The organism is Pseudomonas palmensis (assembly GCF_049942755.1).
Taxonomy (GTDB): Bacteria; Pseudomonadota; Gammaproteobacteria; order Pseudomonadales; family Pseudomonadaceae; genus Aquipseudomonas; species Aquipseudomonas palmensis.
The window spans coordinates 3,620,749-3,642,292 of record NZ_CP187958.1 but is presented as its reverse complement, the minus strand read 5'-3'; the positions used below and the strand labels follow the sequence as shown (position 1 = coordinate 3,642,292).

17 protein-coding genes and 1 pseudogene are annotated in these 21,544 nt (G+C 64.4%); 6 read left to right on the top strand and 12 right to left on the bottom strand.

The genetic code is table 11. The features are described from left to right. Positions 1-65: 65 nt before the first annotated feature. Positions 66-767: a 4'-phosphopantetheinyl transferase family protein gene (locus tag ACPRTJ_RS16825; RefSeq protein WP_088514031.1), complete on the top strand. Its 702-nt coding sequence runs from the start codon at positions 66-68 to the stop codon at positions 765-767. A gap of 9 nt (positions 768-776) precedes the next feature. Here ACPRTJ_RS16825 and fhuF read toward each other — a convergent pair whose 3' ends face one another. Genes fhuF through ACPRTJ_RS16810 form a run of 3 tightly spaced genes read right to left on the bottom strand, consistent with a single transcriptional unit; the run spans position 777 to position 3,632 of the window. Further along, the gene (fhuF, locus tag ACPRTJ_RS16820; protein WP_426427133.1) at positions 777-1,292 is read right to left on the bottom strand and encodes a siderophore-iron reductase FhuF; all 516 of its coding nucleotides are present in this window, start codon (positions 1,290-1,292) and stop codon (positions 777-779) included. Beyond that, on the bottom strand, positions 1,279-2,910 hold the full coding sequence (locus ACPRTJ_RS16815; protein ID WP_054914710.1) for an ATP-binding protein: 1,632 nt from the start codon (positions 2,908-2,910) through the stop codon (positions 1,279-1,281). The genes fhuF and ACPRTJ_RS16815 overlap by 14 nt, the downstream gene beginning before the upstream one ends. Further along, complete coding sequence (locus ACPRTJ_RS16810; RefSeq protein ID WP_054914711.1) at positions 2,907-3,632, bottom strand: response regulator transcription factor; 726 nt, start codon at positions 3,630-3,632, stop codon at positions 2,907-2,909. The genes ACPRTJ_RS16815 and ACPRTJ_RS16810 overlap by 4 nt, the downstream gene beginning before the upstream one ends. A 728-nt stretch (positions 3,633-4,360) precedes the next feature. Between ACPRTJ_RS16810 and ACPRTJ_RS16805 the strand changes: the two genes are divergently transcribed. Together ACPRTJ_RS16805 and ACPRTJ_RS16800 are read left to right on the top strand one after the other, a co-directional pair. Next, positions 4,361-7,249: a ribonucleoside-diphosphate reductase subunit alpha gene (locus ACPRTJ_RS16805; RefSeq protein ID WP_043862582.1), complete on the top strand. Its 2,889-nt coding sequence runs from the start codon at positions 4,361-4,363 to the stop codon at positions 7,247-7,249. A 249-nt stretch (positions 7,250-7,498) separates the two neighbouring features. Beyond that, positions 7,499-8,746, top strand: a complete 1,248-nt coding sequence (locus tag ACPRTJ_RS16800; protein WP_043862583.1) for a ribonucleotide-diphosphate reductase subunit beta — start codon at positions 7,499-7,501, stop codon at positions 8,744-8,746. 186 nt (positions 8,747-8,932) lie between these two features. Here ACPRTJ_RS16800 and ACPRTJ_RS16795 read toward each other — a convergent pair whose 3' ends face one another. The 6 genes and pseudogenes from ACPRTJ_RS16795 to ACPRTJ_RS16770 all read right to left on the bottom strand — a co-directional run bounded on the left by ACPRTJ_RS16795 (position 8,933) and on the right by ACPRTJ_RS16770 (position 15,485). Then, positions 8,933-9,268, bottom strand: a complete 336-nt coding sequence (locus ACPRTJ_RS16795; RefSeq protein WP_058540993.1) for a low molecular weight protein tyrosine phosphatase family protein — start codon at positions 9,266-9,268, stop codon at positions 8,933-8,935. Between the two features lie 142 nt (positions 9,269-9,410). Then, positions 9,411-9,938, bottom strand: coding sequence for a UPF0149 family protein (locus tag ACPRTJ_RS16790; RefSeq protein WP_231390896.1), 528 nt, complete (start codon positions 9,936-9,938; stop codon positions 9,411-9,413). Between the two features lie 93 nt (positions 9,939-10,031). Beyond that, positions 10,032-11,176, bottom strand: a pseudogene (locus ACPRTJ_RS16785) (hypothetical protein). 60 nt (positions 11,177-11,236) lie between these two features. Then, positions 11,237-12,133 (bottom strand): nitrilase family protein, encoded by an 897-nt coding sequence (locus tag ACPRTJ_RS16780; RefSeq protein WP_054914714.1) that lies wholly within the window; start codon positions 12,131-12,133, stop codon positions 11,237-11,239. Between the two features lie 127 nt (positions 12,134-12,260). Continuing rightward, complete coding sequence (locus ACPRTJ_RS16775) at positions 12,261-14,210, bottom strand: FAD-dependent oxidoreductase (protein WP_116052142.1); 1,950 nt, start codon at positions 14,208-14,210, stop codon at positions 12,261-12,263. Positions 14,211-14,291: 81 nt separating this feature from the next. Beyond that, entirely contained in the window at positions 14,292-15,485 is a 1,194-nt protein-coding gene (locus tag ACPRTJ_RS16770; RefSeq protein ID WP_426427132.1) for a hypothetical protein, read from the bottom strand. 116 nt (positions 15,486-15,601) lie between these two features. Between ACPRTJ_RS16770 and ACPRTJ_RS16765 the strand changes: the two genes are divergently transcribed. Beyond that, the gene (locus tag ACPRTJ_RS16765; RefSeq protein ID WP_043862589.1) at positions 15,602-16,504 is read left to right on the top strand and encodes a formate/nitrite transporter family protein; all 903 of its coding nucleotides are present in this window, start codon (positions 15,602-15,604) and stop codon (positions 16,502-16,504) included. Here ACPRTJ_RS16765 and ACPRTJ_RS16760 read toward each other — a convergent pair. Next, on the bottom strand, positions 16,501-17,568 hold the full coding sequence (locus tag ACPRTJ_RS16760; protein WP_426427131.1) for an MBL fold metallo-hydrolase: 1,068 nt from the start codon (positions 17,566-17,568) through the stop codon (positions 16,501-16,503). The genes ACPRTJ_RS16765 and ACPRTJ_RS16760 overlap by 4 nt on opposite strands. A 154-nt stretch (positions 17,569-17,722) precedes the next feature. Here ACPRTJ_RS16760 and ACPRTJ_RS16755 point away from each other — a divergent pair, with 154 nt between their 5' ends. Beyond that, entirely contained in the window at positions 17,723-18,799 is a 1,077-nt protein-coding gene (locus ACPRTJ_RS16755; RefSeq protein ID WP_078480541.1) for a diguanylate cyclase, read from the top strand. Positions 18,800-18,870: 71 nt separating this feature from the next. On the opposite strand, the gene ACPRTJ_RS16750 is transcribed toward ACPRTJ_RS16755, so the two are convergent. After that, entirely contained in the window at positions 18,871-19,194 is a 324-nt protein-coding gene (locus tag ACPRTJ_RS16750) for a DUF2025 family protein (RefSeq protein ID WP_426427130.1), read from the bottom strand. A 192-nt stretch (positions 19,195-19,386) separates the two neighbouring features. Between ACPRTJ_RS16750 and ACPRTJ_RS16745 the strand changes: the two genes are divergently transcribed. Then, on the top strand, positions 19,387-20,601 hold the full coding sequence (locus ACPRTJ_RS16745; protein WP_426427129.1) for a GAF domain-containing sensor histidine kinase: 1,215 nt from the start codon (positions 19,387-19,389) through the stop codon (positions 20,599-20,601). Here ACPRTJ_RS16745 and ACPRTJ_RS16740 read toward each other — a convergent pair. Next, entirely contained in the window at positions 20,540-21,457 is a 918-nt protein-coding gene (locus ACPRTJ_RS16740) for a LysR family transcriptional regulator (RefSeq protein ID WP_236176567.1), read from the bottom strand. The genes ACPRTJ_RS16745 and ACPRTJ_RS16740 overlap by 62 nt on opposite strands. Positions 21,458-21,544 lie beyond the last annotated feature (87 nt).

Below are 21,544 nucleotides of genomic sequence, written 5' to 3'. Positions count from 1 at the left end.
CCGCGTGAACCTGTAGGCGCCAGCGTTGCTGGCGAAGGCTCGTGGGCCACGGCACAATAGCGCCCATGAATCGACTCCCGCACTGCTGCGCCCCGCTCCAGCACCACTGGCCCCTGCCCCACCCGGTCCCCGGTGCGGTGCTGGTCAGCTGCGCCTTCGACCCGGCCAACCTCGCCGCCGATGACTTCCGGCGCGCCGCCATCGAACCCACCCCCAGCCTGCAACGCTCGGTGGCCAAGCGTCAGGCCGAGTACCTGGCCGGCCGCGTGTGCGCCCGCGCCGCCCTGCAGCGCCTGGACGGGCGCGACTACCTGCCCGCCACCGGCGACGACCGCGCCCCCCTATGGCCGGCCGGCATCAGCGGCTCGATCACCCACGGCAAGGGCTGGGCGGCCGCCGTGGTGGCCCGCAGCAGCGACTGCCAGGGCCTGGGCCTGGACCAGGAAAACCTGCTGGAGACCGAACGCGCCGAACGCCTGATGGGCGAAATCCTCACTGCCGATGAGCTGCAGCGCATGGACCGCAGCCAGCTGAGCCTGACCACCACGCTGACCTTCTCCCTCAAGGAAAGCCTGTTCAAGGCGCTGTACCCCATCGTGCACAAGCGCTTCTATTTCGAGCACGCCGAACTGCTGGAATGGTCCGCCGATGGCCACGCCCGCCTGCGCCTGCTCACCGACCTGTCGCCGCTGTGGTGCCACGGCCGTGAAATCCAGGGGCAGTTCAGCCTGCAGGGCGATCAGCTGCTGAGCCTGGTCAGCGTGTGAGCCGCAGGCTTACAGCGGGCACTGCGCGCAGCGCCCTACCCACTCGACCTTGTAGCTCAGGCAACAGGTGCGCCTGACCCGCCGCCCGTCAGGGGTGTAGCGCACCGCGCCGTACAGCGGGTTGCCGGGCGTCTCCAGCAACCGCTGGACCTCGGGCCGCTCACCTGCAATCTGCTCCAGGCAGTCACCGGCATTGCCCCACAACACCGCCGCCGGCACGCTGCCCAGCACGGCCAGTTGCTCGACGATGGCTGGCAGGTGCCGTTCCAGTACCGCCACCACACCGCCCACCGCCGCGGACGTCGACAGGTCGGTTGGCAGGCCGCGCCCATCCAGCGTCACCGCCAGCGCCTGAACCTGCAACGGGGCGCGCCCGACCAGGGCCGCACGCCACAGCACGGCGAAATAGTACTTGGACCATTGCGACACCAGCACCGGCCGTTGCGCCGGCATCAGCTCGGGGCCGTACAGCCCCAGCAGCAGGGCATCGAAGGCGTCGGGGCGCAACAGCTCAGCGAGCCTCAAGGCCGTCCTCCTGCGCCTGCTCCGCGTCATGCGCGCGTGGCCAGCTCAGGCTGAAGCAGGCACCACCCAGGCGCTCGCTCTTGCCGATCAGGGCGCGCCCGGCATGCCAGTAGATGATCCGCCGCACGATCGACAAGCCCAGCCCGTGCCCGCCAGAGGCGCGGGTACGGCTGTCGTCCAGGCGGGTAAAGGGCGTGAAGATGCGCGACCAGGCGCTTTGCGGCACCCCCGGCCCATCGTCCTCGACGTCGATGCGACAGCGCTGGGCGCCCAGTTGATAGCTCAGGCTGACCTGCGACTCGGCGTGGCGCATCGCATTGCTCACCAGGTTCTGCAGGGCGCGGTGCAGGTAGCGCGGCTCGGCCTCGACCCACGCCCCCTGCTCGCCGCCCTGGCACGGCCCGCGCAGCACCCGCACCTCGCGGCGCAGCGGCGCCAGTTCGGCAATCACCTGGTCGAGCAAGGCGTCCAGGTCGATACGCTGGAAGTTCAGGGCCGGCGCCCCTTGCTCAAGACGTGCGTAGGTGAGCATCTCGTCGACCAGTCGGTCGAGGTCCTGAATGTCGTTGTCCATGCCCAGCAGGTATTTCTCGCGGGCGTGCTCGCTGCTGGCGTTCTCGACCATCTCCAGGCCAAAGCGCAGGCGCGCCACCGGGGTGCGCAGCTCATGGGACACCGCCCGCACCAGTTCGCGCTGCATGTTCAGCGATTGCTGCAGGTGCCCGGCCATATGGTTGAACGCCGCGGCCAGGCGCCCCACCGAGTCGGCGTCGTCCGCTGCCACCCGCACGTCCAGGCTACCCTGGGCAATCTGCGTGGCCGCCGCCTCCAGGCCCGACAGACGCCGCTCCAGCTGGCGCACCAGCAGGTACACGATCAGGCCGATCAGGCACAGCCCCAGCGCCGCGATCACCAGCAGCATCTGCGGTGGATACGGGTTCATCTGATACAGCGGCCCGATCTCCAGCACCCAGGGCGTGGCCACCATGCCGGCGAACACGCGGATCGAGTTGCCGTCCTTGCCCAGCGCCATCACGGTGTCGCCTTCGTCGACGCGACGGCGCTGGTCGCCGTCCATGTCGGTCTGGTCGAGGCTGAGCAGGCGCAGGTCGAAGCCGAACCCCTTGCTCTGCTTGAGTTCGGCCAGGCGCTGCGGCTGCTCGCCCACCGGGTAGCGCACCAGTTCGTCGGCCAGCAGGTAGATGGTGGCGCGGGCCAGTTGCTCGCTGATCTGCTGCACCTCGCCGGTCAGCAACAGGTTCTGCCCGCGCACCTGGCGCAGCACCCGCGCCGCATGGGGGCCGGTGCGCTGCACTAGCACATGCCCGCGTTGCAGGCGGGTGCGCTGGCTACCGTCGAGGGCGGCCTGATCGATCGAGGCGAGGGCCAGCGGAATGCCCAGCAGGCGCCCCCATATCGCCAGCGCCCGGGTACGCTCCACATCGCTCATGGGGGCCAGGTTGTCGGCCATCAGGGTAAAGGTGCCGTGGGCCAGGCGCTCGCGGTACTGCTCGGCACGCACCTCGTTGAGCAGGTGCAGGCTGAGCGCGCCCAGCAACGCCACCAGCACCAGGGCGGCCAGCATGCCGCCGTAGATGCGCAGGAAGATCGAGTTCATTCAACCAGGCCCAGCGCCTGGGCAGCCTCGCCCACGAACAGGTAGCCTTTGCTGCGCACCGTCTTGATCATGCGCGGGTGGTCGGGGTCGTCGCCTATCTTGGGGCGGATGCGCGAAATGCGCACATCAATGGAGCGGTCCTGGCCGTCATAGCCCACCCCGCGCAGGGAGGTAAAGATCTCTTCGCGGGACAGGATGCGCCCCGCGTTGCTCACCAGCAGCCACAGCAGGTCGAACTCGGCAGCGGTCAGCTCGATGCCGTTGTCGCCAAGCCAGGCTTCGCGCAGGGTGTTGTCCACCCGCAGCGGGCCGAACTGAAGGCTCTGGCGCTCGCCCGTGGTGGCCGGCACCTCGGTGCGGCGCAGCAAGGCGTTGATCCGCGCCAGCAACAGGCGCGGGCGCACCGGCTTGCACACGTAATCGTCGGCGCCCAGGTCCAGGCCCTGCACCTGGTCCAGGTCCTCGCTGCGCGCGGTGAGCATCAGGATGACCCCGTTGTACTGCGTGCGCACCTTGCGGCAGATGCTCAGGCCGTCCTCGCCGGGCAGCATCAGGTCGAGGATCACCAGGTCTGGCTGCTCGGCCACGATGCGCGCCGCCGCCTTCGCCCCATCGCCCTCCACCGCCACGTCGAAGCCATTGGCTTGCAGGTAGTCACGGGTCAGCTCGGCTAGACGCTCGTCATCCTCGACGATCAACACCTGACTGTTGGGCTGCTGCACGGATCACCTCGGCTGGGCTTTTTATTGTTGGAGTGAAGCCCTTCAATAAAGGGCAACATTGGCCCGCGATACTACCACTGCCGGGCGCCGGAAAAAGCCGCGCCAAAGTCGCTGGACAAGTGCGCTTTTTGTGATAGGGTTCGCGCCCTCAAAAATGCCCCTGCGACGCTTTGCCCGGGCAAAAAAAGAGTGACGAGCGGTGGAATGGCGGTGGGACGCGGCCTACAAGGCTTTGCCCATAATCACGCACAATCTACCCACACGTTATCCACAGGCCACTGCCTTGCAATACCCCCGATACCGCATTATCTTGTATCCCCAGCGCGACAAAACACTACATGTTGGGTTTTGAACAAAAATCCAAGCACAAGTGGAGCAGAGAACTCAAGCCTTCAGAGGCGCTTTTTTTGCTTGAACTTTGATTGAAATTCGCAGCCAAACCGCTCCTGCGGAAGGCGACCGGTGCAAGCCCGCGACGGGCCTTGTTTCGGGTACGGGTGTTGCAAGTGCAACCCCGTCAGCAACAGTTTTTGGGCCGTGGCCCAGAACCTTTGACTTCGGCCAGGGAGCGGCAAGCGATTGCCCCTTTTTTTCCTGATCTGTCCCGAAGTCGGTAGCCCCTGCCCGGCCAGGCGCGCATGCGCCGGTGGGCAAGTTGGCGAGCTTTCGGACGGAACGGTAGGTGCCCAAAAGGCATCTGAACAAACATAGAGAACGTGGAGACACCCATGCAAACCGACACAACTCGCGAGAACCCGCAAGCGCTGGCGCCGCAGGCCGCTGATTCGAACCAGGATCTGGCTGCCACCGCCCCCGGCCAACTGCGCGTGATCAAGCGTAACGGCACTGTCGTCGCCTACACCGACGACAAGATCACCGTGGCCATCACCAAAGCGTTCCTCGCAGTTGAAGGCGGCACCGCTGCCGCCTCGTCGCGCATCCACGACACCGTCGCCCGCCTGACCGAGCAGGTCACCGCCACCTTCAAGCGTCGCATGCCTTCGGGCGGCACCATCCATATCGAAGAGATCCAGGACCAGGTCGAACTGGCCCTGATGCGTGCCGGCGAGCAGAAAGTCGCCCGTGACTACGTGATCTACCGTGACCAGCGTGCCAAGGAGCGTGCCACCCGCACTCCGGCCGACGCCTCGGTACAGCCGCACCCGAGCATCCGCATCAGCCTGGCCGACGGCAGCTTCGCGCCGCTGGACATGAACCGCCTGAACACCATCATCACCGAGGCCTGCGAAGGCCTGGCCGAAGTCGATGGCGAGCTGATCCAGCGCGAAACCCTGAAGAACCTGTACGACGGCGTGGCCATCAAGGACGTCAACACCGCCCTGGTGATGACCGCCCGTACCCTGGTAGAGCGCGAGCCGAACTACTCGTTCGTCACCGCCCGCCTGCTGATGGACACCCTGCGTGCCGAAGGCCTGAGCTTCCTCGAAGTGGCCGACAGCGCCACCCACCACGAAATGGCCGAGCTGTACGCCAAGGCGCTGCCTGCCTACGTGGCCAAGGGCGTGCAGTTCGAACTGCTCAACCCTGCCCTGGCCGACTTCGACCTGGAGCGTCTGGGCAAGGCCATCAACCACGAGCGCGACCAGCAGTTCACCTACCTGGGCCTGCAGACCCTCTACGACCGCTACTTCATCCACAAGGATGGCGTGCGCTTCGAGCTGCCACAGGTATTCTTCATGCGCGTGGCCATGGGCCTGGCGCTGGAAGAGAAAGACAAGGAAGCCCGTGCGATCGAGTTCTACAACCTGTTGTCGTCGTTCGACTACATGGCCTCGACCCCGACCCTGTTCAACGCCGGCACCCTGCGTCCGCAGCTGTCGAGCTGCTACCTGACCACCGTGCCGGACGACCTGTCGGGCATCTACCACGCGATCCACGACAACGCCATGCTGTCGAAATTCGCCGGTGGCCTGGGCAACGACTGGACCCCTGTGCGTGCACTGGGCTCCTACATCAAGGGCACCAACGGCAAGTCCCAGGGCGTCGTGCCCTTCCTCAAGGTGGTCAACGACACCGCTGTTGCGGTCAACCAGGGCGGCAAGCGCAAGGGCGCGGTCTGTGCCTACCTGGAAACCTGGCACCTGGATATCGAAGAATTCATCGAGCTGCGCAAGAACACCGGTGATGACCGTCGTCGTACCCACGACATGAACACCGCCAACTGGATCCCCGACCTGTTCATGAAGCGTGTCTTCGATGACGGCAAGTGGACCCTGTTCTCGCCAAGCGAAGTACCAGACCTGCACGACCTGACCGGCAAGGCCTTCGAAGAGCGCTACGAGTACTACGAAGCCCTGACCGAGTACAACAAGATCAAGGTGTTCAAGACCGTCCAGGCCAAAGACCTGTGGCGCAAGATGCTGTCGATGCTGTTCGAGACCGGCCACCCGTGGCTGACCTTCAAGGACCCGTGCAACCTGCGTTCGCCGCAGCAGCACGTGGGCGTGGTACACAGCTCGAACCTGTGCACCGAGATCACCCTGAACACCAACAAGGACGAGATCGCGGTCTGCAACCTGGGCTCGATCAACCTGCCGAACCACATCGTCGACGGCAAGCTGGACACCGCCAAGCTGCAGCGCACCGTGAACACTGCCGTGCGCATGCTCGACAACGTGATCGACATCAACTACTACTCCGTGCCGCAGGCGCGCAACTCGAACCTCAAGCACCGCCCTGTGGGCCTGGGCATCATGGGCTTCCAGGACGCGCTGTACCTGCAGCACATCCCGTACGGTTCGGACGCTGCGGTCGAGTTCGCCGACAAGTCGATGGAAGCGGTCAGCTACTACGCGATCCAGGCCTCCTGCGACCTGGCCGATGAGCGTGGCGCCTACGAGACGTTCCAGGGCTCGCTGTGGTCCAAGGGCATCCTGCCGCTGGACTCGCAACAGATCCTGATCGAGCAACGTGGCCAGCAGTACATCGATGTCGACCTGAACGAGAGCCTGGACTGGGCACCGGTACGTGCCCGTGTGCAGAAAGGCATTCGCAACTCGAACATCATGGCCATCGCACCGACCGCGACCATCGCCAACATCACCGGCGTTTCGCAGTCGATCGAGCCGACCTACCAGAACCTGTACGTGAAATCGAACCTGTCGGGCGAGTTCACCGTGATCAACCCGTACCTGGTCCACGACCTGAAGGCCCGCGGCCTGTGGGACTCGGTCATGATCAACGACCTGAAGTACTACGATGGTTCGGTGCAGCAGATCGAGCGTATTCCGCAGGAGCTCAAGGACCTGTACGCCACCGCGTTCGAAGTCGAGACCAAATGGATCGTCGATGCAGCCAGCCGTCGCCAGAAGTGGATCGACCAGGCCCAGTCGCTGAACCTGTACATTGCCGGCGCTTCGGGCAAGAAGCTGGACGTGACCTACCGCATGGCCTGGTACCGTGGCCTGAAAACCACCTACTACCTCCGTGCCCTGGCCGCCACCAGCACCGAGAAGTCGACCATCAGCACCGGCAAGCTCAACGCCGTGTCCAGCGGTGGCGACAGCGCCCCGGTCCAGGCAGCAGCGCCAGCCGGCCCTGCCCCAGTGCCAAAAGCCTGCGCGATCGACGAGCCGGACTGCGAAGCCTGCCAGTAAGGCCTGAAGGCGCCGCTTGCAAGCGGCGCCTTGCGCCTACCCTGTAGGCGCTGGCCTTGCCAGCGAAGAGGTCGGCACAACCACCGGCCTCTATCGCCGAACACCCAGGTGCGGGTCACCCCGCCCTCCCCGAGGGGCTGCGCCCCCGGAAGCATTCCAAGATTTTGCGTGCACACCTTAACCGCGAGCAGCGCAACCCTAGATCCAACCGGCCATACTCTTTCATGGCCCTCAAGCAGGAGACCCATCATGCTGAGCTGGGACGAATTCGAAAACGAAGACGGCGAAGTCGCCGCCAAAGGTCAAACCGCCTCTCAGGTGGCTGAAGCGGGCATCGACAAGCTCGACAGCGCTGGCGGTGTGGCCGCGCAGGAAGCCCGTGCAGTGACCGCCGCCGACTCCGACGCGGTCAAGCGCGCCAAGGCGGCCCTGGACGATCTCGACATCGCCGAAGGCCTGGCCGAGCTGGAAGGCTCTGCTGCCCGTGTAGCGGTCGACGAGAAGCGCATGATCAACTGCCGCGCCGACCTCAACCAGCTGGTACCGTTCAAGTACGACTGGGCCTGGCAGAAGTACCTGGATGGCTGTGCCAACCACTGGATGCCGCAAGAGGTCAACATGACCGCGGACATCGCCCTGTGGAAGACCCCCGAAGGCCTGACCGACGACGAGCGTCGCATCGTCATGCGCAACCTGGGCTTCTTCTCCACCGCCGACTCGCTGGTTGCCAACAACCTGGCACTGGCCGTGTACCGCTTGATCACCAACCCCGAGTGCCGCCAGTACATCCTGCGCCAGGCGTTCGAAGAGGCGATCCACACCCACGCGTACCAGTACTGCATCGAATCGCTGGGCATGGATGAAGGCGAGATCTTCAACATGTACCACGAGATCCCTTCGGTCGCGAAAAAGGCCGCCTGGGGCCTGCGCTACACCCGTGCCATCTCGGACCCGGAGTTCGACACCGGCACCGTCGAGACCGACAAGGAGCTGCTGCGCAACCTGATCGCCTACTACTGCGTACTCGAAGGCATCTTCTTCTACTGCGGCTTCACCCAGATCCTGTCGATGGGTCGTCGCAACAAGATGACCGGCGTTGCCGAGCAGTTCCAGTACATCCTGCGTGACGAGTCGATGCACCTGAACTTCGGTATCGACGTGATCAACCAGATCAAGATCGAAAACCCGCACCTGTGGGATGCCGAGATGAAGGAAGAGGCCTCGCAGATGATCCTGCAGGGTACCCAGCTGGAAATCGAATACGCACGCGACACCATGCCACGCGGCGTGCTGGGCATGAACGCGGCGATGATGGAGGACTACCTCAAGTTCATCGCCAACCGTCGCCTGTCGCAGATCGGCCTGAAGGAAGAGTACCCAGGTACCACCAACCCGTTCCCATGGATGAGCGAAATCATGGACTTGAAGAAAGAGAAGAACTTCTTCGAGACGCGGGTTATCGAGTATCAGACTGGCGGCGCGTTGAGCTGGGATTGATTTCCCGCGCGTGGATGCTGCAAAAAGAGGCTGCCGCAAGGCGGCCTTTTTTGTGCCTGGCTTGTTTCAGAGGTTTTCGCATGCTGTTGGTCGCTGCGCCTGCTAGCGTCTGTCAGCCAGGGTCACGCTGGAACCCCGGTAGGAGCCAGCCTTGCTGGCGAAGAGGCCAGCAGACCTTGCGCACTACTACAGTTGACCCGGCAAAAACTGCGGCACCCTGGCCTTCAACAGTTCAACCAACTCCGGCGCCATGAACCCATAGTCGTCCGGGATGCCCAGGCAAACGATACGCTTGTCGCCCAGCACCGAGCGGAATCGCGCCGACAGTTTCTTGCGGTGCGCCTGCTCCATCACGATCACCAGGTCTGCCCACGCCAGCAACTCGTTGCCCACCGGCACGTCCGCATCATTGCCCACACCGGCAGAGGCCGTCTCCACCCCCGGCCAGTCGGCAAATACCTGTTCAGCCGTGGGGCTGCGCAAGCGGTTCTGAGTACACACGAACAGTACATGCAGTGTCATTGATTACCTGGAATTACAACAAGATTAGGGTTGGCAGACAGCCCATCGCGGGGCAAGCCCGCTCCCACAGGAGGGCGCAAACACTTTGTGGGAGCGGGCTTGACCCGCGATGGCGTCGGCAAATCAGAGGGTCGCGCGATGGCTACCCGCGTTGCGAATCGAAAAACCGATACAACGCCCGCAAACCGATCACGACGGCCTCGACCGAAGCCGCATGCTCCTGCGGCTGCAACGCCTCGACTTTTTCGATGTTCTCGTCCAGCCCATGCAGCGCAATCGCCTCCAGGTGCCGTACCTGCACCGGCGGCAGCGCCGGCCAGCGCGCTACCTGCACACCCCGCAAATAGCCGAAGCACCACTCCTCGACCACCACCTGCGGATCAGGCTCGGACTCGTCTTCGAGAAACAACGGCTCGAAGGCATCACACGCCTCACTGAGCTCGCCCGCCACGTTGTTCATGTAGCGCATCAACAATGCCGAAAACGCCTCGGCCTCGGCCGGCTTCTTGAACCGCGGCGCTCTGCCGCCGGTCACTTCGGGCAGCCATTCGTTGGGCGTCAACAACACGGGCGAACTGGCCAGCGCCACCAGAAAGCCATCCAGCTCCGAGAGCGTGAGGATGGCTTCATCGTTACCGTACTTGAGCAGAAAACCATCAAGACGGGTCATTTCCTTATCGTTCAAAGGCTGTACAAAAGCTGTCATGGCATAGCCTCAAGGCGGGATCCTGCCGTAACACTACATCACCCCGCCCTTCAGCGCTTACCCGGCGCCCGTCAGCCACCCCACAAATGGCAGGATCATCAGCGTGCAGGCAGCCATCGACAGCACGTTGCCAATGTACCCATGCAGATGGCTGGGCAGGCGCTGGCTGATTGCGACCGCCAATGGCGGTGCCATCACCGCGCCCAGGCCGGCACTGAGCACCACCACCTCCCACGTGCCACCCAATGTCAGCACCGCCGCCGGCACCACGGAAACGATCGGGATGTAGGTCGGGTACCACCCCTCTGCATCCATTGCCTGCGCCACAACAGCACGCCGATCAGCGACGCCAGCGCCTGCCCGCCCACCATCTCCAGCACCAGCTGCGAGCCGTAGGCCGGCCCGGCCGGCGACAGCAGGTAGGCCGCCAGCACGCCGAGCAACAAGCCCAGGCTGGCCAGCTCATTGCCGAAGAACGGCGCCTCGCTGAAGTCGGCCAGCACCCGTCGCAGCGTCCAGCCAACGCCGTAGTGCGGTGTCGCTCTCTCGACGACCGGTGCCGGTGGCGGCGCATCGACAGGCGGCGTCGAGCGCACCAGGCCTGCAAACCGCCGGCACAGCATGAACGCCAGCACGCTCGCCACGGCCATGCCGCCAACATTGCCGATCACCACCGGCAAGCCCAATGGGTAGCACAGGTAGTTGACCAGCAGCAGGCTCGCTGGCGTCACCAGCAGTGCCCCCAGCAACGCGCCATTGATCGCGACCTTCCAACCGCCGCCGAACAGCAGCACCATCGCCGCCGGCAGCGAGACGAACGCGACGAAGGTGGGTTGCCAGGTGCTTGCGCTGAGCGTCCAGCCCCACAGCACATGGCTGAACACCAGCCCCAGCAGCGAACTGGTCACCAGCCAGGGCCACAACCCGGTGCCATAGCAGATCGCAAAGCCCTGCCATGCCCGGCCCGTGCGGTGCGCCCAATGGGCCAGCGCGGCGCCCAGCAGCAACCCGATCGCCGGCAGCTCATGCTTGTAGAACGCTACCTCGCTGATATCGCCGACGATCCAGCGCAACCGCGCCAGCGGCTCGTGCAGGTTGGCGACCATGTGCGCGTAGTCGGGCCATACCCCGACCCAGGATGCCGCACGCCCGCTGATGACCTCGATGAACACCCCGGTGCCCAGCGACACACACACGCACATCAGCAGCAAAGGCAGAAAGCCCGCCTCCACCTTGTCGATTGACTTGTCCATGGCGACTCCTCAGCGCGGCAGCGCTGGATGCTGGTCATAACCCAGCATTGCGCCATAGCAATCGGTGCGACGGTCCCGTGGCAGGTCATTCAGGCTGTTCCAGACCGGCGCGCTGCGTGCAGTGCTGAGGTCGACATCGGCATACAGGATGCACTCGTCCTCGGCGCCCCCCACCTTGCCCAACGGCCAGCCATTGGTGCCCGCGATCAGCGAACACCCCAGAAAACGCCCGCCACGCTCGCTGCCGATGCGGTTGGCGGCGGCAATGTAGACATTGTTGACGTGGGCCGCAGTGATGGTGAGGTACGAGGCCATGCACCTGCCGCTGGCATCGAACAGCGGGGGCGGTGTCCACACCCAGTTGTTCAGGCTGCAGATGATGTCTGCACCCTGCAACGCAAGCAGGCGTGGCACCTCGGGAAACCATACGTCCCAGCAGATCATCAGGCCGATCCGCCCGATCGGGGTTTCAAACACCGGAAAGCCCAGATCACCGGGGCTGAACCAGAGCTTTTCCTGGTTCCACAGGTGTGCCTTGCGGTAATGGCCCAGCAGGCCGTCGGGGCCGAACAGCACCGCGCTGTCATACAGCTTGAGGCCATCGCGCTCGGCAAATCCTGCCACCAGGTACACCTGATGCTCCCGGGCGAAGGCGCGCCAGGTCTTGATGCTGGGACCTTCATCGAGGGTTTCGGCATGCGCATAGGCTTCTGCTCGGGTCTCGAAGGTGTAGCCGGTGTTGGCAAGCTCGGGCAGCACGATCAGGTTGGCGCCGTCATGCACCGCCTCTTCGGCGAGCTGCAGACCTTTGCACAAGTTGTTGTCGCACTGGTCCAGCCCGACCTGAGGGTCGAACTGGATCACGGCAATACGCACGGGGCTGACCGGGACAGAGGGTGCAGGCATGGAAGTGTCCTTTTTGTTGTTCGAGTTGTCGTTTGGAGGCTTTCCAGTGGACAAAACAACCCTCAAGAGGGACAAGTCGGCCCCTTCCGACAATGCTGCAAGGCCGCTCTGCGCCTGTAGGAAAGGCCTACCGGGACGCCTGGGGCTGAATGCGATAGTGCGGATAGACCGCCATGCTGAAACCGCCGTTGAACAGCGCCCCGGTGTCGTTGCACAGGTTGATCACGGCATCGATCGCGGTACGCAGGCAGGGCTCGGTCCAGCCTGCATCCACCGAGAACGACTCGCCTGCCAGGTACAACCCGCTGTGACGGGCATGCTCACGGCTGTATCGCATCAGGCTCAACGCATCGTAGTAGGTGCCGGCCCGGTAAAGCCTGGCGCAGCCCAGAGCATTGCGGTCGGTGACCCAACGCTGCACCCGCGCATTGCGGGTATCGACATACGGCGATAGCGGTGCCTGCACATTGCTGCACCGCAACAGGATCCGGTCCAGCTCCTGCACGCACTTTTCCACCAGTTGCTCATCGCTGAACGCGGCCAGCTTGGTCGCGTCGTCCTCCCAGGTGTAGCTGAGCAGGATGCAGTCGCTGGCATAGCGGTCGTTGTAGCGATAGGCATAAACATCGTGGATAAAGCTGTCAGTAACGAGAATTTGCGGGATGGCCTGATTACGTTGCAAAAAACTTTTCTGCAATGGCGCATACACCTTGCAGCTGGTTTCCCAATGCGCCGTCTTGTATGCATCGATGATCTGCTGAGGCAGCATTGCCGCAGTGAAGCCTTCAAGACGCACCGATGTCTCGATCAGCCAGGAAGGCAAGGTGACGATCACTGCGTCGAAGTCCTCGCTCTGCAACGTGCTCGATTGTAGGTCGCTGGCATGCCACTGGTACTGCACGCGAATCTGCTGGTTCGCCAGCTTGCGCAGGCCAGTAACCGGGCTGTCGGTAAGCAGCCCGTTGGGCAGGGCACTGAGGTGCTGGTAGGGAGATGCACCGGTTGGCGCCACCGGCATGAACAACAGGCATTCATCCAGAGCGGCCAGCCCCAGGTAGGTAGGTGACGCGAACGGCAGACCTCTGCTGTCGTATACAGGCTGATTGGCAACCAGCGGCGCGTCCAGCGGGTTACCCTGCTCGTCCACGCGGCCATGCACCAGCTGCAGGTGGCTGCTGAAGCCGAAGATCGCCGTTCGCAGCGGATAAAGGCTGCAGACATCATAGAAAGCCCCCCAGCTGCCGTCGCCGATACCGATGGCATAGAACAACGCGGACTCTGCCGCGCTCATGCCCAGGCCGCCGAAGTCGCCGGGCGTTTCGGGGTTCCACACATCAATTGCCGGCAACCTGACCAGGTCCCGAAACGACATTGCCTGATAGCGTTCAACAATGGCGGCCCACAGGTCTTCCCACTGCTCGCCGCCATAGGCTTGCGCCACGGTTTCGGTCATCCGGTCGGCAAACACCCGCCACTTTTCATGTACCTGTTGCAAGGTGGCCGTAGGTGGCGGTGTCCGGCCGTCAGCGTTGTCCCAGATCAACAGCGTCGGCTCGCCCTCGCCGTCCAGCAGGCCTTCACGCAGGTAGATGCCTGTCGAGCGTACGGCAGGCGTACCCGGGTTGGGAAAATCGGACAAGCGCAGATCGAACTGACTGGCGTAGTACGCCATCAACGAGCGCCCCTCTTTCGGCGCTTCGCCACTGCGATTGAACAACGGCATGCGCATGGCGCCCATTTCGAACGGCGTCGAAGGCTCCCTGTCGCCTGGGCCAGGGTCGACGATGGTCATGTGCCGACCGCCGATCCGTTGCGACTTTTCGATCAGGGTGATGTGCTGGAAGCCGCAACGCAGCAGCTCGCGGGCGGCAGTCAAACCGGTAACGCCGGCACCGATGATGCAAATGCGGTGCTCGGCGCGACGGGCTTGGGCGATACCACCGACCTGCTCGAGCAACCTGCGGTAGTCAAAACACAGATCGGGCGGGTTGGGGAACCGCGCCGACCAGCCTTCGGCATTACCCGCCAAGGGGGTCGCAACATCAGCGGGATGGTTGTAGGTGGAACCGATAGTCATGGGCTGCTCTCTGCTTGAAGTGGCGGAGCAGAGAGCTTGAAGTCGCTGCAGGCTGCAGCGGTGCTACATAGTTGAACGCCCTCACTCCGGCAGTTCGAGCGCCACCCCACCTGCATGCTGCCTCACGATCCGATACGGCAGCACCGCCCAGCCCACCCCACGGCAATGGCGCTGCACGCTGTCGAACACCGGGTCGAACTGGATGCCTTCGGGGGTAAAGCGCCATGTGGGCATCTGCCACACCTGCGCCTGTGCGTAATCGCAGCCGTCCTCACCCACCTCGCCCAACATGTGCTGCGGATAAAGCTGCTTGAGCTGCTCCAGCAACCACGGCGCAAAGGTGCGCGAGCGGTAGTCCACATAGGCACCGAAACTCACGGTGGCGAACTGCTCGGGGTTGGGGCCAGGCTGGTACTCGTAGTGAAACGGCTTGCCCTCGCCCACCCACAGCACATCGTCCAGGGTCAGCTCCTTGCCCGACTCCACCGCCAGGTTGAGCGGCGCATCGGTGGGCAGCATCGGCGTGCCGTCGCAGCTGTAGTCCTGCACGATGCTGACACTGAGCAGCGCATTGCTCATGAACCGCGGCGTCACCGTCTGCCGGTAGTACCCGCCAGGGCGCCCCAGCAGCATGCACTGGTGGTAGGCCACCACATCACTGGACAGGCGCGCGCGCAGCAACTGGTTGAGGCGTGTGAGCTGCTGCGCAGGGTAACCGTCCTCGATCACGAACAGGCTTATCCCCGAGGACGGCTCGCTCAGCCAGCGCAGCGGGTAGCCTTGAAAGTGCTCAAGCTCGCCCGGCTTCAACGGCAGTTGCATCAGCCTCAGGTACTCATAGGGTGAGTCGGTGTACTGGCGGGCCAGGAACGGATCTGCACCCGACGGTACCTGCGGCAGTCGTGCCGGCAGCAGCGTGATCGGCAGGCGTTTGCCCTGGGCGCTTTGCCACTCACCTTGCAGGCCGCCCTGGGCAGCCGGCCACAGCGCGAGTGTTGGCAGCGAGTCGATGCCTGCCTCCGGGGCCGGCTCATGCCCCTCCACCAGTTGAATCCGCGTGCCCTGGATGCTGCCGGTGAGCTGCAGGTCGTGGTGATGCTTCACGTAGAAGTAACGCCCGCTGACATCCTCGGGCACGGCGCGGTCGAGCTCCAGCACGATCGACTGGGTACCCAGGGTACCGGTGAACACGTCGCTGTCCAAGCCCGCCTGGGCGGGCATGGCTGCGATCAAGGCCTGCGCGGCCAGCAGTGCGACGCAACATCCATGTTTCATGGGAAAAACGTCCGCTATTCAAGAGGGGTGAATTATGCCGACAAAGCCTGCGGCACAAGGCAACTAATTGAACGGCGGCGGATCTTTACTCAGAGCCCACCACGGAAGCCTCCCCCATGAACGAGCAGAAAAGCGGCAAGACCCCGGGCCTGTCAGCGGACGAAGAGCAGGAGGTCAGCCACAACCAGCCGCCACGTGCCGCTGTGCTCCACGAGATCATCCGCGCCCAGGGCGACAAGGAACTGCAGCGCACCATCGCGGCGCTGTGGTGGTCGGCACTGGCGGCCGGCTTGAGCATGGGCCTGTCGCTGATGGCGATGGGGCTGTTCTATTCCCGCCTGCCCGAGGGCGACAGCAGCCAGGTGATCGCCAGCCTGGGCTATTCGGCGGGCTTTCTGGCGGTGATTCTCGCGCGCCAGCAACTGTTTACCGAAAATACCCTGACCGCCGTGCTGCCGGTGATGACCAAACCCACGTTCAACAATGTGGGGCGCCTGTTGCGCCTGTGGGGCGTGGTGCTGTTCGGCAACCTGGTGGGCACCGTGCTGGTGTCGTACGTGATGCTGCACCTGCCGATCTTCGACACCAAGACCGATCTCGCCTTTCTCGAAGTGGGGCGCAAGGTCATGGAAAACGAGGTGGGCCAGATGTTTGCCAAGGGCATCATCTCTGGCTGGATGATCGCGACCATGGTGTGGATGATCCCGTCGATGGAGAACGCCAAGATCTGGATCATCCTGCTGATCACCTATCTCATGGCGCTGGGTGACTTCACCCATATCGTGGTTGGCTCGGTCGAGGTGTCGTACCTGGTGTGGGCCGGGGAAGTGAGCTGGCAGCAGTTCTGGCTGCACTTTGCCGCGCCGACCCTGGCGGGCAACATCGTGGGCGGCAGCTTCATCTTCGCGCTGATCAGCCATGCGCAGATTCGCAGCGACGCCGGCCTGCCCGATGAAACCCTGAGCAAGGGCCGCGAGCGCCCCTTGCCCGGCCGGCGCGACCCTAGCGACGCACCTTAACGCTGCCCGGAGGCCAACACGCCCGCCTGGGCCTGCTGTTGCTCCAGTGGAAGCCACCACGCGGTACCCCGCTGCGGTTGCACCAGGCTGACCCGCTCCCCCATCTGCGGGGTGCTCAGCAGTACCCGTGCGTTGGCCGCCAGGGCCATGATGCGGTCGAAGGGTTCATGCCAGGCGTGGGTGGACAGGTCGAAGGTGCCGTTGTGGATCGGCAGCAACCAGCGCCCGCGCAGGTCCAGGTGCGCCTGCAGGCTCTGCTCGGGCTGCATGTGCACATTGGGCCAGTTGACGTTGTAGGCGCCGGTTTCCATCAGGGTCACGTCGAAGGGCCCATAGCGTTCGCCGATCTGCCTGAAGCCCTCGAAATAGCCGGTATCGCCGCTGAAGAACAGGCGCAGGTCCTCATCGAGCACCACCCACGACGCCCACAGGGTGCGGTTGCTGTCGAACAGCCCGCGCCCGGAGAAGTGCTGCGCCGGGGTGGCGACGAACTGGATGCCCGCAACCTCCGTGGCCTGCCACCAGTCGAGCTGGCGCACCTTGGCCGCAGGCACGCCCCACCCGACCAGGGTGTCGCCCACCCCAAGCGGGGCAAGGAACACCTCGGTGCGCTCGGCCAGGGCCAGCACCGCCCGTTCATCCAGATGGTCGTAATGGTCGTGGGACAGTATCACCGCCGTGATCGGCGGCAGTTGCTCCAGCGCCAGCGGCGGCTGGTGAAAGCGCTGCGGGCCGGCCCACTGCACCGGCGAGGCGCGCTCGGCGAACACCGGGTCGGTGATGAAGAAACGATCGCGCAGCTTGAGCAGCACCGTGGAATGGCCCAGGCGCCACAGGCTGCGGTCCGGCGCGGCCAGCACCTGGGCCTGGCTCAGGGGGTGCACCGGTATCGGCAGGGTTGGCCGGGTGTCGGCCGGCTTGCTCAGAAACAGGAACTTGAAACCGATGCGCAGTTTTTTCAGCACCCCGTCGCGGGGCAACTGGGCCTGGTTGCGGTACCGCCCGTCCTGCTGCAGCGACGGCTGCGCGGGGGTTTCGGTGGCTTGTGCTGCAAGGGAAGCCATGAATGCAAATACTCCGACTAACCGTTTCAGGTGCATGCCCATTGCCCGTACCAACTGTGAAATGGCCTGCAAGGCCATTCTTGAACAGCCCGGCTTTGTTCAACAATATTCACGCAAATTATGCGATGAACGGCGTCAGGCAGATCGGCAAATCATGACTCAAATCAGCAACGGCAAGGGACTATCATTTGTCAGAAGAATTTACCTGCCGCGTATCATCGGCTCGGGTATCGGCCTGTTCAGCGTGCTCTCCGGCGTGCTGCCCCTGCAGCTGCCGTACTGGGTCGTAGCGCTGCTGGTGTTCAACGGGCTGGGCTGGCCGCACCTGGCCTACCAGCTCGGCCTGCGCTCGCAAGCCCCCTATCGCGCCGAACAGCGCAACCTGATGGTCGACTCGCTGATGGGCGGCTTCTGGGCCGGCACCGTGCAGTTCAACCCGCTGATCAGCGTCACCATCCTGGCCATGATGGGCATGAACAACGTCGCCGCCGGTGGTCAGCGCCTGTTTGTGCAAGGGCTGCTGGCCATGGGGCTGGGCATGGTGGCGGCGGTGGCGCTGTTCGGGCCGAGCCTGCAACTGGAGGTCAGCACCGTGCAGGTGTACGCCTGCCTGCCGATGCTGACCCTCTATCCGCTGGCGCTGGGCTGGGTGTGCTACCGCCTGGCGATCAAGCTGGCCGAGCACAAGCGCAGCCTCAGTGCGCTGAGCCGCACCGACAGCCTCACCGGCCTGTTCAACCACGGCTCATGGAAAGACCTGCTGCAGCTGCGCTTTCAGCTGTGCCAGCAGGCCCCGGCCCAGGCCGTGATCGCGATCATCGACATCGACCACTTCAAGACCATCAACGATGTGTATGGCCATGTGGTGGGTGACTGCGTGCTGCGCCAGCTGAGCGTCGAGCTCAAGCGCAACCTGCGCGAGGACGACGTGCCGGGGCGCTACGGCGGGGATGAATTCGGCGTGATCCTGCCCGGGTGCAGCCTGGAGCATGCCAGCCAGGTCATGGAGCGCCTGCGCCAGCGGGTCAACGAGTACCGCAACGAGCAGCTCCCGCAATTGCGCATCAGCCTGAGCATCGGCCTGGCCAGCTTCCAGCCAGGCTTCGCAGACTCCATGGTGTGGCTGAACGAGGCGGACAAGGCGCTGTATGCGGCCAAGCAGAGTGGCCGCAACAAGGTCAATGTGGCCCGCGGCGAGGTGGTGCCGCTGCGCCTGGCCTACCCGGACTGAAATGCAGGCACCACATTCCGGCGCCTTCGCCGGCATGGCCGGCTCCTGCAGCTAGGGCTTGCGGCCCTGTGTCACGCCCGCAAGCGGCGCTGGGCCGCGATCTCCGGCAGGTCGTTGCGACGCAGGTACACCCGCAACGGCTCGGTGATGTTCAACCGCTCGTCGACATTCTGCGCCAGCAGCACCTCGATCAGTTCGCGGCGCAAGGTCATCACCTCGCCGCCGCTCGCCTGCCACACGAATTCATCACTGGGGATGATGCTGTCGTCGGCCACGTCCATGCCGAACGAGTCTTCGCTGAAGCGCACGATATGCCGGCCCAGCTTGTGGTTGAAGCCTACGAAGCCCTTGAGCTGGTCGGCCGCGGCGCAGATATCCTGGGAAGTGATGTGCATGTCAAACCTCACTGAAGCATCGTCGAAGATGCGGGGTGAATGGAATTGGCACGCGGGGCGGGTCGTCTGCGGCCCTCTCTGACGGAGAAGCTCGACAGGCAGAGGTTACTAAAAACCCGCCTGCGCCTGACACCCTTTTTTTCGCTAAACTGCCAGACATCCTCACCTTGCCGCCAGCCACGTGGACGTTCCATGAGTACTGCCATCACCGCCGACCTTGCCACGATTGCGCGGATCAACGCCGTGCCGGCCATCCTCCAGGTGATCTGCGAAACCACCGGCATGCGCTTTGCGGCCGTGGCCCGTGTCACCGAGAACAACTGGACAGCCTGCGCCGTGCTCGACAACCTGGGCTTTGGCCTGGGAGTGGGCGGCGAGCTGGACGTGGCCACCACGCTATGCCACGAGATTCGCGGCAGCCACCAGACCATCGTGATCGACAAGGCCAGCGAGGACGCCCGCTACTGCCACCACCCCACCCCGCGCCTGTACCGCTTCGAAAGCTATATCTCGGTGCCGGTGTTCCGTACCAACGGCAGCTTTTTCGGCACCATCTGCGCGCTCGATCCGGCCCCGGCCGCCCTCACCGGCAGTGCCATCCAGCCGATGATGGAGTCCTTCGCGCGGCTGTTGACGATCCAGATCGAGAGCGAGGAAGCCGCCCAGCAGACCGAGGCGGCGCTGAAGAAGGAGCTGGCCATCGCCGAGCTGCGCGAACAGTTCATCGCGGTGCTCGGCCACGACCTGCGCAACCCGCTGTTCGCCATCACCGCCGGCGCCGAGCTGCTGGTCAAGCGCCTGGGCGATGCACGCTCGCGAACCATCGCCGAGCACATCCTCGCCTCCGGACGCCGTGCCACCGAACTGGTGCGCGATGTGCTGGACTTCGCCCGCGGGCGCCTGGGCAACGGCATCATGGTGAACATCCAGCCCTGCCCCGACCTGGACACCGCCCTGCGTCAGGTGGCCTCCGAGCTGCAACGGGTCTACCCGCAGCGGGTGATACGCCTGCATATCGATGACCTCAGCGGCATGTGCTGCGACCGCGAGCGGATCACCCAGCTGCTCTCCAACCTGCTGGCCAACGCGCTGAACCATGGCGACGCCAACAGCCCGGTAGATGTATCGGCGCGTATCGAGCAGCAGGTGTTCACCCTGGGCGTGCACAACCAGGGCGTGCCGATTGCCCCGGCGGTGATGGCGCAACTGTTCCAGCCGTTTTCGCGCCCGCTCGACGGCACCCCGCAAAGCGGCCTGGGGCTGGGCCTGTACATCGCCAACCAGATTGCCCTGGCCCATGGCGGGCGCATGGAAGTGGTGTCCAGCCGCGAGGCCGGCACGCTGTTCAGCCTGCGTCTGCCACTGGATCGAGTTGCCCCGCCAGAACCTGCTCCAGCCAACCCATGAACGCCGCCACCCGCAACGGCAGGTGCACCTGCCGAGCGAACAGCAATGACACCGGCATCGGCTCGGGCACCTGCTGGTCCAGCACGCTGACCAGTTGCCCGCTCTCCAGGTACTCGCGCACACCGGCAAAGGGCGCCTGGATGATGCCCAACCCGGCCAGGCAGGCGCTTTCGTAGGCATCGGTATTGTTCACCGTGACTGCACCGCCCATGGGCTGATACCGCGTCGTGGCGCCCTGTCGGTACTCGAACCCCGGGCAGCGCCCCCCCAGGTTCTGTACGTAGTGGATCAACTGGTGGTCGCGCAGGGCCTCCAGCCGTGTCGGCACCCCCATGCGCTGCAGGTAGGCAGGGCTGGCGCAGTTGACCATGCGCAGGCTGCCCAGGGGCCGGGCGACCAGCGCAAGGTCACTGAGCGCACCGATGCGCAGCACGCAGTCGAAGCCCTCGCGCACCAGGTCGACCTGGCGATCGGTGCAACTGATCTCCAGCGCCAGCCCCGGGTGCTGCTGCATGAACGCCGGCAAGGCCGGCAGAATGATGCGCCGTGCCATCAGCGTCGGCAGGTCGATGCGCAGGCGACCGTGCAACTGGGCCGGGTCTGGCCGAAACAGCCCTTCGAGCTCGTCCATTCGCGACAGCAGGTCTTTGCTACGCTCGTACAGTTGCAGGCCATCCTGGGTGGCCTGTACACGCCGCGTGGTGCGGTTGAGCAGGCGCGTGCCCAGGTGCCTCTCGAGCAGGCGCACCTGTTCCGAGACGGTAGAACGCGGCAGCCCCAGGCTCTCACCGGCCAGGGTGAAGCTCGACAGTTCGGCAACCCGCACAAAGGTGCGCAACAGCTCCAGCGTGTTCATCCAGCCCCCTTCATTGTTCGACCCTGCCGAACAGTATTTCCGAATCCAGCGGATTTATCAGTACCGGAGCGACCAATAGACTGTGCT